General features: G+C 57.6%; 13 protein-coding genes. 7 read left to right on the forward strand and 6 right to left on the reverse strand.

What is annotated here, in order from left to right; translation table 11 throughout:
* Positions 1-30: 30 nt before the first annotated feature.
* Together rpsI and rplM are read right to left on the reverse strand one after the other, a co-directional pair.
* A complete protein-coding gene (rpsI, locus tag D8U69_RS19595; protein WP_003228056.1) occupies positions 31-423 on the reverse strand; it encodes a 30S ribosomal protein S9 in 393 nt (130 codons plus the stop codon).
* 14 nt (positions 424-437) lie between these two features.
* On the reverse strand, positions 438-866 hold the full coding sequence (gene rplM, locus D8U69_RS19600; RefSeq protein WP_003228062.1) for a 50S ribosomal protein L13: 429 nt from the start codon (positions 864-866) through the stop codon (positions 438-440).
* A gap of 245 nt (positions 867-1,111) precedes the next feature.
* On the opposite strand from rplM, the gene D8U69_RS19605 reads away from it, so the two are divergent.
* On the forward strand, positions 1,112-2,152 hold the full coding sequence (locus D8U69_RS19605) for an NADP(H)-dependent aldo-keto reductase (RefSeq protein ID WP_130907942.1): 1,041 nt from the start codon (positions 1,112-1,114) through the stop codon (positions 2,150-2,152).
* Between the two features lie 128 nt (positions 2,153-2,280).
* Here the strand turns inward: D8U69_RS19605 and D8U69_RS19610 are convergent, their stop codons facing one another.
* Positions 2,281-3,417 carry an acyl-CoA dehydrogenase family protein gene (locus tag D8U69_RS19610; RefSeq protein WP_056853215.1) on the reverse strand — a complete coding sequence of 379 codons (1,137 nt, stop codon included), beginning with the start codon at positions 3,415-3,417 and terminating at the stop codon, positions 2,281-2,283.
* 221 nt (positions 3,418-3,638) lie between these two features.
* Between D8U69_RS19610 and D8U69_RS19615 the strand changes: the two genes are divergently transcribed.
* The 5 genes from D8U69_RS19615 (at position 3,639) to D8U69_RS19635 (ending at position 10,135) form a co-directional block, all read left to right on the forward strand.
* A complete protein-coding gene (locus D8U69_RS19615; protein WP_177336558.1) occupies positions 3,639-4,559 on the forward strand; it encodes a GlxA family transcriptional regulator in 921 nt (306 codons plus the stop codon).
* A gap of 222 nt (positions 4,560-4,781) precedes the next feature.
* Entirely contained in the window at positions 4,782-6,728 is a 1,947-nt protein-coding gene (locus D8U69_RS19620; RefSeq protein WP_130907943.1) for an FAD-dependent oxidoreductase, read from the forward strand.
* A 239-nt stretch (positions 6,729-6,967) separates the two neighbouring features.
* Positions 6,968-7,855, forward strand: a complete 888-nt coding sequence (locus D8U69_RS19625; protein WP_056853218.1) for a nitrilase family protein — start codon at positions 6,968-6,970, stop codon at positions 7,853-7,855.
* A gap of 15 nt (positions 7,856-7,870) precedes the next feature.
* Entirely contained in the window at positions 7,871-9,076 is a 1,206-nt protein-coding gene (locus tag D8U69_RS19630; RefSeq protein WP_130907944.1) for a hypothetical protein, read from the forward strand.
* Between the two features lie 75 nt (positions 9,077-9,151).
* Positions 9,152-10,135: an asparaginase gene (locus D8U69_RS19635; RefSeq protein ID WP_056853220.1), complete on the forward strand. Its 984-nt coding sequence runs from the start codon at positions 9,152-9,154 to the stop codon at positions 10,133-10,135.
* 48 nt (positions 10,136-10,183) lie between these two features.
* Here D8U69_RS19635 and zapE read toward each other — a convergent pair whose 3' ends face one another.
* From zapE to D8U69_RS19650, 3 genes are all read right to left on the reverse strand, one after another.
* Positions 10,184-11,278: a cell division protein ZapE gene (gene zapE / locus D8U69_RS19640; protein ID WP_056853221.1), complete on the reverse strand. Its 1,095-nt coding sequence runs from the start codon at positions 11,276-11,278 to the stop codon at positions 10,184-10,186.
* Between the two features lie 90 nt (positions 11,279-11,368).
* Positions 11,369-12,724 (reverse strand): tryptophan--tRNA ligase, encoded by a 1,356-nt coding sequence (locus D8U69_RS19645; RefSeq protein ID WP_130907945.1) that lies wholly within the window; start codon positions 12,722-12,724, stop codon positions 11,369-11,371.
* Positions 12,725-12,748: 24 nt separating this feature from the next.
* Entirely contained in the window at positions 12,749-13,378 is a 630-nt protein-coding gene (locus tag D8U69_RS19650; RefSeq protein WP_130907953.1) for an alpha/beta fold hydrolase, read from the reverse strand.
* A 144-nt stretch (positions 13,379-13,522) separates the two neighbouring features.
* On the opposite strand from D8U69_RS19650, the gene D8U69_RS19655 reads away from it, so the two are divergent.
* The gene (locus D8U69_RS19655; protein ID WP_056853223.1) at positions 13,523-13,957 is read left to right on the forward strand and encodes a DUF1043 family protein; all 435 of its coding nucleotides are present in this window, start codon (positions 13,523-13,525) and stop codon (positions 13,955-13,957) included.

Below are 13,957 nucleotides of genomic sequence, written 5' to 3' on the forward strand. Positions count from 1 at the left end.
CGGGCGTTCTTTTTTGAACGTGGAAACGAATTAACGCTTCGAGTACTGCGGACGCTTACGCGCTTTACGCAGACCAACTTTCTTACGTTCAACTTCACGTGCATCGCGGGTTACGAAGCCGGCTTTACGCAGAGCGCTGCGCAGAGTTTCGTCGTAATCCATCAGAGCGCGAGTGATGCCGTGGCGGATTGCGCCAGCCTGACCACTTACACCACCACCGATCACGGTGACGTAGATGTCGAACTTCTCGACAGTCTCAGTCAATTCCAGCGGCTGACGAACTACCATGCGGGCAGTTTCGCGGCCGAAGAAATTATCCAGCGAACGATTGTTGATGGAGATGTTACCAGTACCCGGACGCAGGAAAACGCGTGCGGTTGCGGTCTTGCGACGGCCAGTGCCGTAATTTTGAGTCGCCGACATAATGAACTATTCCGTTAAATCTTCAGTTCTTGGGGCTGCTGAGCAGTATGAGGGTGTGCAGCGCCCGCATAGACTTTCAGCTTACGGTACATGTCGCGACCCAGCGGGTTCTTAGGCAGCATGCCTTTGACCGCGGTCTCGATCACGCGCTCAGGGGCCTTGGCGATCAGCTTTTCAAAGTTGATCGACTTGATGCCGCCCGGGAAACCGGAGTGGGAGTAGTACATTTTGTCAGTGGTTTTAGCACCGGTAACACGGATCTGCTCAGCGTTGATTACGACGATGTAGTCGCCGGTGTCAACGTGAGGAGTGTACTCAGGCTTGTGCTTGCCACGCAGACGGCTCGCGATTTCGGTGGCCAGACGACCCAGGGTCTGACCAGCAGCGTCGACGACAAACCAGTCGCGCTTTACTGTTTCCGGTTTAGCAGTAAAAGTTTTCATTCTTTATAGCCTCAGGGGCCGCCCTGTAAATTAGACGGCGGATCTTACTGAATAGTGCGTACTTTGACAAGTCAAAGGCAGCCGGATACAGACGCTTTCGGGGGCTCGGGTCGGCGCGTCCGTTCAACGGCAAGATTCTTCGGCGGCGGCGCATCACTTCCACTGCAGAAAGAGGTGCGCAATTATGCAGATTGCGAAAAATAATTCAACCTGCTTTTATGATTGTTTTGCCCAAGGAGCACCCGATGGACTATCGCCAGCTAGGCCGGACCAATCTGAATGTGAGTGCCCTCTGCCTCGGAACCATGACCTGGGGCGAGCAAAACAGCGAGGCAGACGCCTTCGCCCAGATCGAACGAGCCAAGGGCGCGGGGATCAACTTCATCGACACCGCCGAAATGTATCCGGTGCCGCCCAAGGCCGAAACCTACGCCACCACCGAACGCTACATCGGCAACTACTTCAAAAGCCGCGGTGATCGTGCCGACTGGATCCTCGCCAGCAAGATCGCCGGTCCCGGCAACACCATCGACTACATCCGCGACAAGAACCTTCGGCACAACCGGCAGCACATCACCGAAGCCGTGGAGGCCAGCCTCAAGCGCTTGCAGACCGATTACATCGACCTGTACCAGCTGCATTGGCCGGAGCGCAGCACCAACTTCTTCGGCCAGTTGGGTTACAAGCACAAGATCGAAGCCAACCTGACGCCGCTGGAAGATACCCTCGAAGCGCTGGACGAACAGGTCAAGGCCGGCAAGATCCGCCATATCGGCCTGTCCAACGAAACGCCATGGGGCACCATGCGTTTCCTCGCCCTGGCCGAAGCCCGTGGCTGGCCGCGCGCGGTGTCGATCCAGAACCCGTACAACCTGCTCAATCGCAGCTTCGAAATTGGCCTGGCAGAAATTGCCATCCGCGAACAATGCGGCCTGCTCGCCTATTCGCCGCTGGCGTTCGGCTTCCTGTCGGGCAAATACGAAGGTGGCGCGCGTCCGCCGAAAGGTCGCCTGAGCCTCTACAGCCGCTTCAGCCGCTACTTCAACCCGCAATCGGAAGCAGCCTGCAGCCGTTACGTGGCCCTGGCCCGCGAGCACGGCCTGGACCCGGCGCAAATGGCCCTGGCGTTCGTGACGCAGCAGCCATTCGTGACCAGCAACATCATCGGCGCGACCACACTGGAGCAACTGGAGAGCAACATTGCCAGTTTTGATCTGAGATTGTCGGAGGAAGTGCTGGAAGGGATTGAAGCGATACACAAGGATCATCCGAATCCTGCGCCTTGATCGAATGATCGCTCCCCACGCTCTGCGTGGGAATGCAGCCCGGGACGCTCCGCGTCCCTTTCTGAAGCTGGAACGCGGAGCGTCCCTTTAGGCGTTCCCACGCAGGCGTGGGAACGATCAACACGGCATTACAGTGACCGCGCAATAATCTCCTTCATGATCTCGTTCGTCCCGGCATAGATCCGCTGCACGCGCGCATCCGCCCATGCCCGCGCGATCGGGTACTCCCACATGAATCCGTAGCCGCCATGCAGCTGCACGCACTCGTCGAGTACTTTGCATTGCAGGTCAGTGCCCCAGTACTTGGCCATCGCCGCCGTCGGCACGTCGAGCTTGCCTTGCAGGTGCAGTTCCAGGCAGCGGTCGACGAAGACGCGGCCGATCTGGATTTCGGTTGCCATCTCCGCCAGTTTGAAACGGGTATTCTGGAAATCCGCAATCGATTTGCCGAACGCCTTGCGATCGCGGGTGTAATCCAGGGTCCATTGCAGGGCCGCTTCGGCTGATGCCAAGCCGCCAATGGCCACGGTGAGGCGCTCCTGCGGCAATTCCTGCATCAAGTACGCGAAGCCCATCCCGGCCTGGCCCAGCAGGTTTTCCTTCGGTACGCGAACATCCTGGAAGAACAGCTCCGATGTGTCTTGAGCCTTCATGCCTACCTTTTCCAGACGCTTGCCCTTTTCGAACCCCGGTGTATTGGCTTCGACCAGAAACAGGCTTGTACCTTTCGCCCCGGCCTTCGGGTCGGTCTTGGCCACGACTATCACCAGGTCGGCGAGAAAACCGTTGGTGATAAATGTCTTGGAGCCGTTGATCACGTACTCGTCGCCATCGAGCACCGCAGTGGTCTTGACCCCTTGCAAGTCGGAACCCGCCCCAGGCTCCGTCATGGCAATCGCCGTGACCATTTCCCCGGAGACCAGTTTCGGCAGGTATTTGTGTTTCAGCGCTTCACTGCCGTAATGCAGGATGTACGGCGCAACGATGTCCGAATGCAGGGAGAACCCGATTCCGGTCAGCCCCAGTCGCCCCACCTCTTCGATGACTACCGCGCTGTAGAGAAAATCCGCCCCCAGCCCGCCGTATTCTTCCGGCAGATGCGAGCACAGCATCCCCGCCTCCCCTGCCTTGTTCCAGAGCTTGCGATCGATAAAGCCCTGTTTTTCCCATTGACCATGGAACGGCACAGCCTCTTTTTCCAGAAAGGTGCGCACGCTGTCGCGGAAAAGCTCGTGCTCGGAACTGAACAGGGTTCTGGGGATCATGCGGCACCTTTTGGTTATTTTTGGAAGGAGATGACCTTCAGAGACTATGCCTGGCTTCCGATACAGGACACTGGACACATCCGACAAAAAATAAGACGATCCAGCCGTCTGGTGACCACTTCCCCCTATAAAAATAAAGTTGAATTATGTCTAACCAAGCCTCCACGCCATTGCGGCGCGTCAGCATCCTGGCGATTGACCGGGTTTTCGCTTCCACCCTCATGCAAGCCAAGGATTTCTTCCATCTCGCCAGCCTTCGCTACGGCAAACAATTGGGCCAAGGCCTGACACCGGCGTTCGAGACTCGCCTGGTCAGTCCCGACGGCAAACCGGTCAATACCTTCAGCGATGTGTTGATACCGGTGGATGGCGGACTGGAAAATGCCGACATCATCGTACTTCCAGCGTTCTGGGACGATTTCGACAGCCTTTGCAAACGTTACCCGCAAGTCCTGCCCTGGTTGCGCCAGCAACATGCACGCGGCGCGGTCCTGTGCGGCGAGGCGACCGGTGTCTTCTGGCTGGCCGAAGCCGGGCTGCTCAATGGCAAGGAAGCGACCACCTACTGGCGCTTCTTCAATGCCTTTGCCGAACGCTTTCCGCGGGTGCAGCTCAATCAGGACAAACACCTGACCGACGCCGACAACCTGTTCTGCGCCGGCGGCACCACCTCGGCCTGCGACCTTTACATCTACCTGATCGAGCGCTTCTGCGGCGCCAACGTGTCCCAGGCCGTGGCACGGGACATTCTCTATGAAGTGCAACGCAGCTATTCCCCGGGACGCATCGGGTTCGGCGGGCAAAAACTGCATCAGGACGTGATCATCCTGCAGATCCAGCATTGGCTCGAAGATCACTTCGCCGATAAATTCCGCTTCGAAGACGTGGCGCGCGAGCACGGCATGAGCATCCGCAACTTCATGCGCCGCTTCCAGACGGCCACCGGCGACAAGCCGTTGCATTACCTGCAACGCCTGCGCATCGAAACCGCCAAGGGCCTGCTGTCCGGTAGCCGCAAGAGCATCAAGACCATCAGCTACGAAGTCGGCTATGACGATGCGAGCTTCTTTGCGCGGCTGTTCCGCCAGCACACGGAACTCTCGCCGAACCAGTATCGGCAGCAATTTCAACAAGCGGCATAATCAGTCAAACAAGTACCGCCCTGAAGTCACAGGGCGGTACTTGCTTTAGCTTTAAACGGTACTTGGCTGCATCGTTTAAATTCAACAGACAAACGAATTACTTGCCCTACACAAAAAGCGGAATACAGAGTAGCGAGCAATCCCTTTGTACGCTTGCGTGTCGACGCCTGTAAAACCCAACATATTCTTCCCCACCGGACAGTGCGCTCAGGGAAGAACCCGATGACAACAGAAACGAGTTCCCAGCCGACTTCAAACGATGCAACGACCAATACGCCAAGTTCATTGCTGACCCGTAAAAAATGGGCGGCCCGCTTTCCCAATCCGCCGGACCTTTGTTTTGACTATCGAGCGTTGGTTGAACAGGAACATGGCATAGCCCGAGCCACTGATCCTGATCACAAAATATGCGTCATTGGTGCCGGCGTTACCGGACTCACCGCCGCCAGAGAACTGTATCGCTGTGGATTTATCGACATAACACTGATCGAGCAATCGAAACGCATCGGTGGCAGGCATTTGACTGTTCATGGCAACCACCCGCTAGAGGAAAACCATACCCCTTTTGAGATGGGCGCAATGCGCATGCCGTTCTTCAACAGGGAAAACGAGCTGCCGAAAGCAGGTCGGTCACTGATGGCTTACTACGCCAATGAATTTGACCTGGCCATTTCGGACTTTCCCAATCCGGGCAGTCGATGGGTGAATTCGACAGGCATTTATCTGCAAGAAGGCAGCCTGGGCGGGCACCCGATGCCGCACATGTTGATCTGGACCAATAAGGATGGTTTGACGCCACCACCCGACGAGGCGCTGCAAACCGTGTGCGCCAAGTGGAAAACCTTTGTCGACAGGATGACCCGGCAGATAATGCAGGTGTACGCCACACAGCAATGGGAATCTGTCTGGGCGGCCATCGTTGAGAGGTATGAGGGTGTCTCGTTTCGCGACCTGGTAGGCATGCCGCCTCTGGAAAACTGGAATACGGAACAACCAGGGGATTTTGGCGGGGTGGGAATGACGCCCCACGAATCTACTCTTTTCTATTCGATAGGTATCGGCGATGGAAGCTGGGGGGCTTTTTATGACGTGTGTGCGCTCTATCCACTGCGAACCGCGATTTTCGGCTTCAGCAGCCGATTGCAACTTGTGCATGGTCGAGTCGATGCATGCGGGGTGCCGCTGACGGCCCCTTATTTGCACTGCGAGGCTGTTATCGACACCGAGGGCCTGCGCTTCGACAGCCCACGCTACATCGGGCTTGTGGCACTCGATGAATGCCTGATGTTTTTGCCAACCGACAGCACAGGCACATCGTTCTACGAGCATTGCCTTGAAAGCGCTGGCGGTTTTTTCAGTGATTCATCGGTCAGCAAACTGGAGAAACTGGACAATCAAAAAATCCGCGTCCATTACACTTGGCAATTCAGTCAACCACTTCTATCCCGGCAGCAGTTCGATGATTTTGATTCAGTGATCATGACCCTGCCCTCATGGCTGATCGAAACTTGTATCAGGCTGGAAAACTTCAATCAGCAAATGCTGCCTTACGAGACGATCAATGCCTACAAAACAGCGCACTGGGAAACCAGTTGCAAAGTGTATGCCCCCTTAAGCAAATCGTTTCTTTCGGGGCCAAGTAAAATCCCCCAGGCCATTGTGACCGACAGTTTCATTCATGACGTATACAGTTATCGCTACAACGACAACTATCAATACGATTGCATATTGCTGAGTTACACCTGGGAGGACGACGCAACCAAACTGGCGCTGTTTACCGACCGTGAACTGGTATCAAAATGCGTGGAGGAACTTGATCGAATATTGATGAACTCTGCCAACATCCAGGAAAAGATCTCTCCGTACATTCGCATCGAACAAGCCATGGTTCAACGCTGGATGACCGACAGGAATGCCCTGGGCTGTGCAAAGTTATACCGGCCTGGCACTTACTACGATGCAGTCAGCCTGATGAAATACAACCGGGACCATTCGCACCTATCCGGCCTGTATCTTTCCGGCGAATCGTTTTCAGTTGATGCCGGCTGGACAGAACCTTGCCTGCGCGGTGCCGTGGATGCGGTGATTCATATCTGCAACAAGACTCAGGCCGTGTTTAACGGCGGTTTCTGCCTGAGCGACTATCCACATTATCGCACTCGGGGCTGAAGCCCGGAGCCATCCGCCAGAACCAACGCACCTCAACCGTTGGTTCTGCCTCGCCTTGACCGCTCTATATCAACACTCTTAGACCTGACAACGCGTTGCCAGCGCCCTGCCCTTCGCGATCTTCGGACATGGACTACAGCCATGCCGGAAGCCGCTGACTACCGCCTCCCTGCCGTTTGAACTCTCATAAACACGCCGTTAAACAAGGCGTGAATAACAATAAAAAGAGGTCATTCGTAATGAGCGAGCCAACAAGTCCTGTTCGTGTAGCAGTCGTGCAATTCGATCCACAAGTCGGCCTGGAGCATCGTGACAGCAACTTCAGCCGTAGCCTGGAGCTGGCGCAGGAAGCGGTCGATGGCGGAGCGAACCTGATCGTCCTGCCCGAGCTTTGCAGTACCGGGTATTTCTTCAGCAATCGACAGGATGCCTTCGACCATTCGGAGGCCGTTCCCGACGGACCCAGCGTCCAGCTGTGGATGGCGTTCGCCCGCAAACACAAGGTGTATCTCGTCGCCGGCCTGGCTGAACGCGACGGTATGCGACTGTTCAACACCGGCGTTCTGCTCGGGCCTGACGGCTTTATCGGCAAGTACCGCAAAGCTCATTTGTGGAACCTCGAGAAGCTCTGGTTCAGCCCTGGCGATCTTGGTTTTCCGGTGTTTGAAACGCCCATCGGCCGTATCGGCCTGTTGATCTGCTGGGACATCTGGTTTCCGGAGGTACCACGAATCCTCAGTCAGCAAGGCGCAGACATTATTTGTAGCCTGAACAACTGGGTGTGGACGCCACCGCCGCTGTTCGATGATGCCGGCAAGTGCATGGCGTCGTACCTGACGATGACAGCGGCCCATGTCAACAATGTGTTTATTGCAGCGGCAAGCCGAATCGGTGAGGAGCGCGGCGCTCGCTATCTCGGTTGCTCGCTGATTGCCGGGACCAACGGCTGGCCGATTGGCACAGTGGCATCGGCAGACCAGCAGGAAATCCTGTTTGCCGATATCGACCTGACCAGCTCCCGCAGCGCACCGATCTGGAACAGCCTGAACGACCTGCATCGCGACCGTCGAGCCGATCTCTACGATCAAATGCTCGGTTACAGCCAACACCCATGTCTCCCACGCTGATACAGGAGACAGACAATGGATATCACCCCGCAAAAAAACCGGCTTGCACACAGATCGCCGGTTGATACCGCGATCATTCTGTTGCTGATTGGCACAGCGTTACTGATTACCTGGCTTTCTTTCACCAACCGCACATTCTGGTCGGCCCACTGGCCAAGCTACAGCGACATGGTGTCTGCCCTTCCTGAGCCAAGCGCCTGGTTACGCTGGGTACTGGGGGACATCAGCGAAGTCGCCTTTTATAAACATGAGTTCGCCTCCATCGGCTTGTTGGCGGGTGCCTATCTCGCTTACTGGGCGAACCGGACGGGGAAAACCTGGCAAGGCTTTGCCATTTGCTATGGCACAGGTCTGTGGCCGTGGCTGGTGACCAGTTCGCTGCTTGGACTGCTGTTGAGTAACCTGCTGTGGGGCTGGACGGTGACCGCCTCGAGTTGGCAACCGACCTTTGCCGCGTTTGTTTCGCTGCCCGCGGCGATGGTGCTGATGTTTGGCGGTGGCTGGAAGGTCACGATCAATGGCGCAATCATGGGTGCGGTACTCGTCACCCCAATGTGCCTGCTGATCGTCAATCACCTGTGCAACCCGTTGGGCTTGCCAGCGGTAGTCGGCAATGTGTTGGGCATGGCGGTCGCCAGTGTGTTTGCCTTTCTGCTCTGTCGTTACCTGCCAAGCCTGGTAAACACTGCACCGCCTGATCTTGCCGAGAAACCCGCCGACGCAAGCCCCACCATCACCAGGACACCGGACTACGGCCTCATCTGGACCCTGCGCAGAGTCCTCGCCGACTTTTCCGAAGCGCCATTCTTTGGCAATGAACTGGCCAGCCTCGGATTGATCCTGGGTGCATTGCTGGCCTACACCCTGAATCCCTTGAGCCCGGTCTACGGCTCAGGCTTGTTGCCACAACTGCTGTGCGCCCAGGCGTTGACCTCGGCCATGGGCATCATGATCTGGCGTAGGCAATGGATGTTGCGTGGCTGGTATCCCACCTACATTCCGCTGGTGTCCGTTGTGCCAGCGGCGCTGTTGACCCATGGCGGCAGCTGGCAGGTCATCGTCTCAAGTGCGTTCCTGGGAGCATTGATCGCCCCTCCCCTGGCCTGTGCGATTGCCAAACGGTTGCCGACCGACATGCACGCCTACATCGCCAATGTCCTGTCCATGGCGATCAGCACGTTGCTGATCCTCCCTCTGGTGGGGTGGCTGATCACCCACTGACCGACTGCTCTCGGGCTGTATCGCCGCCTCAAAAGCCGATACAGCCCCGCTTACCACCATCATGTGAGGTATCAAATGGACCTGCCCAAACTGGCCATCGCTGCGCTCGGCGGCACGGTGAGCATGCAAGCCAGCCATTCCGGCGAAGGTGTTATACCGACCGTCAGCGGCGAATCCCTGCTGGCTTCAGTGCCCGAATTGGCGACACTGGCGCGGATCACCGTTGAAACGCTCGGCCTGTTGCCCAGCGCTTCATTGGATTTCGAGGTATTGCTCAGCGTGATGTCCTGGGCGAAATATCAAGTTGAGCAAGGCGCCCATGGCGTGGTTATTACCCAAGGCACCGACACGCTGGAAGAAACTTCAGCGTTTCTTGATTTTCTATGGGATTGTGATCAACCGCTGGTCCTGACCGGCGCCATGCGCTCGGCAAAACAGGCAGGCGCCGATGGCCCGGCCAATCTGCTGGATGCCTGCCGCGTTGCCCTGGCTGCCAGCAGTCGACAACGGGGAGTTCAGGTGGTGATGAACGGGCAGATCCATCAGGCCCACTGTGTTCGCAAAACCGAGTCGCTCGCCCTGCAGGCATTCTCTTCCCCGGTATTCGGAATCGCCGGCCTGGTTGTGGAAAACGCGGTTCGCTATTTCCATCATCCGTCCGAGCGCAAGTGTTTACCCTGGCCGCAACACACCACGCAAAAGGTGGCCCTGCTGGAGGCGTCGCTTGGCGCCGATACCCTGCTATTGGAAAACATCCTGCACCTGGGCTACGACGGGCTGGTGATCGCCGGTTTCGGCGCCGGGCACGTCTCGCAGAAATGGGCTGAGGTGATCGAACACATTGCCGAAAAAATACCGGTGATCATTGCGACCCGCACCGGTTCCGGCTCCACCGCGCAATCCACCTACGGTTTTATTGGCAGTGAAATGGACCTGGTGCGCAAGGGGGCATCCATGGCCGGGTTTCTCTGTCCGCGTAAAGCCAGAGTCCTGCTTTGGTTGCTACTTGGTTGTCAGCGACAGCATGAGTTATCGCGCTATCTCAACCGCAGCGCATAACCCACAAAAAAGGCCTGCAATCGCAGGCCTTTCTAGTTTTCCGACATCCTACGGCTTGTGTGCCCGGGACAGGAATTCGTGGGATTGCATTTCCAGCAGGCGACTGAGCGTGCGCTGGAACTCGAAGTTCAAACGACCGCCGGTGTACAGATCCTTGAGTTCAACTTCAGCAGAAATGATCAGCTTCACGTTGCGGTCGTAGAACTCGTCGACCATGTTGATGAAGCGTCGGGCGATGTCGTCGGTGGTGACGCTCATCTGCTCGACGCCGCTGAGCAGCACGGCGTGGAAGATCTTGCCCAGTTCGATGTAGTCGTTCTGGCTGCGCGGGCCGTCGCACAGTTCGCGGAACTCGAACCACGCCACGTCATCGCAGGTGCGCAAGGCACGGATCTCGCGGTTTTCGATCATCAGAACGTCGTTCTCGATCGCCGCAGTGCATTCCGGCGTCAACGCGCGGAAGCTTTTGCGCAGGCTTTCGTGGGACGCTTCGTCGAGCGGAAAGTGGAACAGCTCAGCTTGTTCGAGGTGACGCAGACGATAATCGACGCCGCTGTCGACGTTGACGATTTCGGTGTTCTGCTTGATCAGCGCGATGGCCGGCAGGAAACGCGCGCGTTGCAGGCCGTCCTTGTACAGACCGTCCGGTACGATGTTCGAGGTTGCGACCAGGGTTACACCGTTTTTGAACAATTCTTCCATCAGGGTGCCGAGGATCATGGCGTCGGTAATATCGGAAACAAAGAACTCATCGAAGCAGATGACCCGGGCTTCGGTGGCGAAGCGCTTGGCGATGATGGTCAGCGGGTTTTTCTCGCCGCCCAGGGTCTTCATCTCTTCGTGCACGCGCTTCATGAAGCGGTGGAAGTGGGTGCGGGACTTTTCCTTGAACGGCAGCGCTTCGAAGAAGGTGTCGACCAGGTAAGTCTTGCCGCGACCTACACCGCCCCAGAAGTACAGGCCCTTGACTGGGGTCTGATCTTTTTTGCCAAACAGTTTGCCCAGCAGGCCCGGTTTGTTTTGCTCGGCCGCGACCAGATCGTCGTACAGGCGCTGCAAATGACGCACGGCAGTTTCCTGGGCGGCGTCGTGGAAGAATTCCGGGCGTTTCAGATCAGCTTGATATCGTTCTAGGGGCGTCATAATTCGTTAGCAAGGCAACAAAAACGGGCCGTCACTTTAGCGATGGCCCGCAGGAATGGCAATCGGCCCTTGGTCGGACCGCGCCGCTGTTTATTCCTGAACCGGGGTCAGGGCAATCCGCAATGCTTCGATGGCTGCGTCGCGGGCAGAGCTGTCGGCGAAGGCCGGGCTGTCGCCAACGCACTGGCCTTCCAGCCAGACGCTGAAGCCCAGGTCTTGATTGCGCACATCCAGCACTTGGCCCGATTGCAGCTGCTTGGTCACTTGCCCTGCGGTTTTACCGTCGGCAAAGTTGCGCGAGAGCAACAGTTGTTCGCCATCGGCCGCCAGCAGCCGGAAGCGGAAACTGCCGTCGTCTTCGCGGAAGCTGACAAAACGCGCCGCTTTCGCGGCCTTTTTCTTGGTGGTCGCCGCCACTTGGGTCTGGGCAACGAAGGAGCGCAGGCCCACCGCTTCACGCAACTCGTTGAGGAACGGGGTCGCCACCGCTCGGGCTTTTTGTGCGCCGTGCTGCAGGATGTCTTCCAGATCCGCCGGACGTTCGATCAATTGGTGATAACGCTCGCGCGACTCGCCCAACTCGCTGTCCAGCAACTGGAAAAGACGGTTTTTCGCTTCGCCCCAGCCCAGGCCCTGCAACAGTTCGCTGCGGAACTCGTCGGCTTGCGCTGGCGTGGCGAATGCCTGGAACAGGGTGAACAGGTGCGAGTTGTCCGGATCTTTCGCTTCGCCCGGCGCTCGGGAGTCGGTGACGATCCGCGAAATCGCGTCTTTCATTTCCTTGGCGCTGCTGAACAACGGAATGGTGTTGTCGTAGCTTTTCGACATTTTGCGGCCGTCGAGACCCGGCAGTGTGGCGACGCTTTCTTCGATCAGCGCCTCAGGCATGGTGAAGAACTCCTTGCCTTTGCCGAACAGGTGGTTGAAGCGCTGGCCGATGTCCCGGGCCATTTCCACGTGTTGGATCTGATCGCGACCGACCGGGACCTTATGCGCGTTGAACATCAAAATGTCGGCGGCCATCAGTACCGGATAGCTGTACAGGCCCATGGTGATACCGGCATCCGGGTCTTCGCCGGTCTCGACGTTCTTGTCCACCGAAGCCTTGTAGGCGTGAGCGCGATTGAGCAGGCCTTTGGCGGCGACGCAGGTCAGCAGCCAGGTCAGCTCGGGGATTTCCGGAATGTCGGACTGGCGATAGAAGGTCACACGATCCACATCCAGGCCGCCGGCCAGCCAGGTCGCGGCGATTTCCAGACGCGAGCGCTGGATGCGCAGCGGGTCATCGCACTTGATCAGGGCGTGGTAGTCCGCCAAAAAGTAGAACGAGTCGGCATTGCTGTCACGGCTGGCAAGGATCGCCGGGCGGATGGCACCGGCGTAGTTGCCCAGGTGCGGCGTGCCGGTGGTGGTGATGCCGGTGAGGATACGGGTACGAGTCGTCATGGGTAATCGCTTGTCAGACTGCAATCAATTCGAGAGACGCGGCAGGATCAGATCCTTGAGATCGGTCAGCTTGCCATGAAAAAAGTGTCCGCATTCTGCCACTTTCAGCAGCTCATGGGGACGTTCGAGCTTGTCGGACCACTCGTAAACGACTTGAGGATCGATCACTTCGTCGGTTTCCGGCTGGATCAGGGTCAGCTCGCCGTGCTGTGGCAGTTGATCCTGGGCGCCCAGGCGCATGACGGCCGGTGCGACCATGAACAGGTGCTTGATCTGTTCGCCCTGCGCTTCCAGGCGTCCGCCGAGACTTGCGGCAACAAATCCGCCGAAGGAGAAACCGAACAGGGTCAGCGGCAGATCCGGGTGTTTGTTGCGCAACCATTGGGCCACTGCCTGGGCATCGTCGACTTCACCGGTGCCCATGTCGTGGCTGCCTTCGCTGGCGCCGACGCCACGGTAATTGAAGCGCAGGGTGATCAAACCGGCATCGCGTGCGGTGCGTTGCAGGGTCGAGACCACTTTGTTGAGCATGGTGCCACCCTGCACCGGGTTTGGATGGCAGATCAGCGCCAGGCCGCGCGGCTGTTCGTTGTCCAGGTAAAGAGACTCGAGCTGGCCGACCGGGCCATCAATCACTACAGGGGTTTCACGCATCAGCAAGGAAAGAACTCCGTGACCTCGAAACGGGTCGACTCGTCTAGCAAATTGTCTGCAACTGTCTATTGCGAGCGAATCGCGGTATACAGCGCAGGTTCGAGCCGTTAACGTAAAGCAAAGCCGTTTATAGAGGAAGGACTCGTGGAACACTCGCTCTTAGTTTGGTTGTTGCCGACTCTTGCCCTGGTTGTGGGTGTCGCCATTGGTTTCCTGATCGCTCGCCTGGCGCCGAATGCCGCGCCCAGCAGCACACAACGTCAGCTGGACGATATTCAGGAACGTTTCGACAGTTATCAGAACGAGGTGGTGACCCACTTCAACAGCACTGCGACACTGGTCAAGAAACTGACTCAGAGCTATCAGGAAGTGCAGGATCATCTCGCCGAGGGTGCCAACCGTCTGGCCCTGGATGAACAAACCCGCCAACGCTTGCTGGCCTCGCTGCACGCCGACGCGGCGCAGACTCCGCGCGAGCGCCTGACGCCGCCGCGCAATCAGGAACCGCCACGCGACTACGCACCCAAAGCCCCGAACGCCCCGGGCATGCTCGATGAGCATTACGGCCTGAAGAAGTAA

It is taken from the genome of Pseudomonas sp. Sample_16 (genome assembly GCF_004307665.1).
GTDB lineage: Bacteria > Pseudomonadota > Gammaproteobacteria > Pseudomonadales > Pseudomonadaceae > Aquipseudomonas.

Excerpts from the sequence above, each read along its gene's own strand:
- D8U69_RS19605 (WP_130907942.1), top strand. The coding sequence starts at position 1,112 with ATGGACTATCGCCAGCTAGGCCGGACCAATCTGAATGTGAGTGCCCTC.
- zapE (WP_056853221.1), bottom strand. The coding sequence starts at position 11,278 with ATGACGCCCCTAGAACGATATCAAGCTGATCTGAAACGCCCGGAATTC.
- D8U69_RS19630 (WP_130907944.1), top strand. The coding sequence starts at position 7,871 with ATGGATATCACCCCGCAAAAAAACCGGCTTGCACACAGATCGCCGGTT.
- D8U69_RS19635 (WP_056853220.1), top strand. The coding sequence starts at position 9,152 with ATGGACCTGCCCAAACTGGCCATCGCTGCGCTCGGCGGCACGGTGAGC.
- D8U69_RS19625 (WP_056853218.1), top strand. The coding sequence starts at position 6,968 with ATGAGCGAGCCAACAAGTCCTGTTCGTGTAGCAGTCGTGCAATTCGAT.
- D8U69_RS19615 (WP_177336558.1), top strand. The coding sequence starts at position 3,639 with ATGCAAGCCAAGGATTTCTTCCATCTCGCCAGCCTTCGCTACGGCAAA.
- D8U69_RS19650 (WP_130907953.1), bottom strand. The coding sequence starts at position 13,378 with ATGCGTGAAACCCCTGTAGTGATTGATGGCCCGGTCGGCCAGCTCGAG.
- rpsI (WP_003228056.1), bottom strand. The coding sequence starts at position 423 with ATGTCGGCGACTCAAAATTACGGCACTGGCCGTCGCAAGACCGCAACC.
- D8U69_RS19645 (WP_130907945.1), bottom strand. The coding sequence starts at position 12,724 with ATGACGACTCGTACCCGTATCCTCACCGGCATCACCACCACCGGCACG.
- D8U69_RS19610 (WP_056853215.1), bottom strand. The coding sequence starts at position 3,417 with ATGATCCCCAGAACCCTGTTCAGTTCCGAGCACGAGCTTTTCCGCGAC.
- D8U69_RS19620 (WP_130907943.1), top strand. The coding sequence starts at position 4,782 with ATGACAACAGAAACGAGTTCCCAGCCGACTTCAAACGATGCAACGACC.
- rplM (WP_003228062.1), bottom strand. The coding sequence starts at position 866 with ATGAAAACTTTTACTGCTAAACCGGAAACAGTAAAGCGCGACTGGTTT.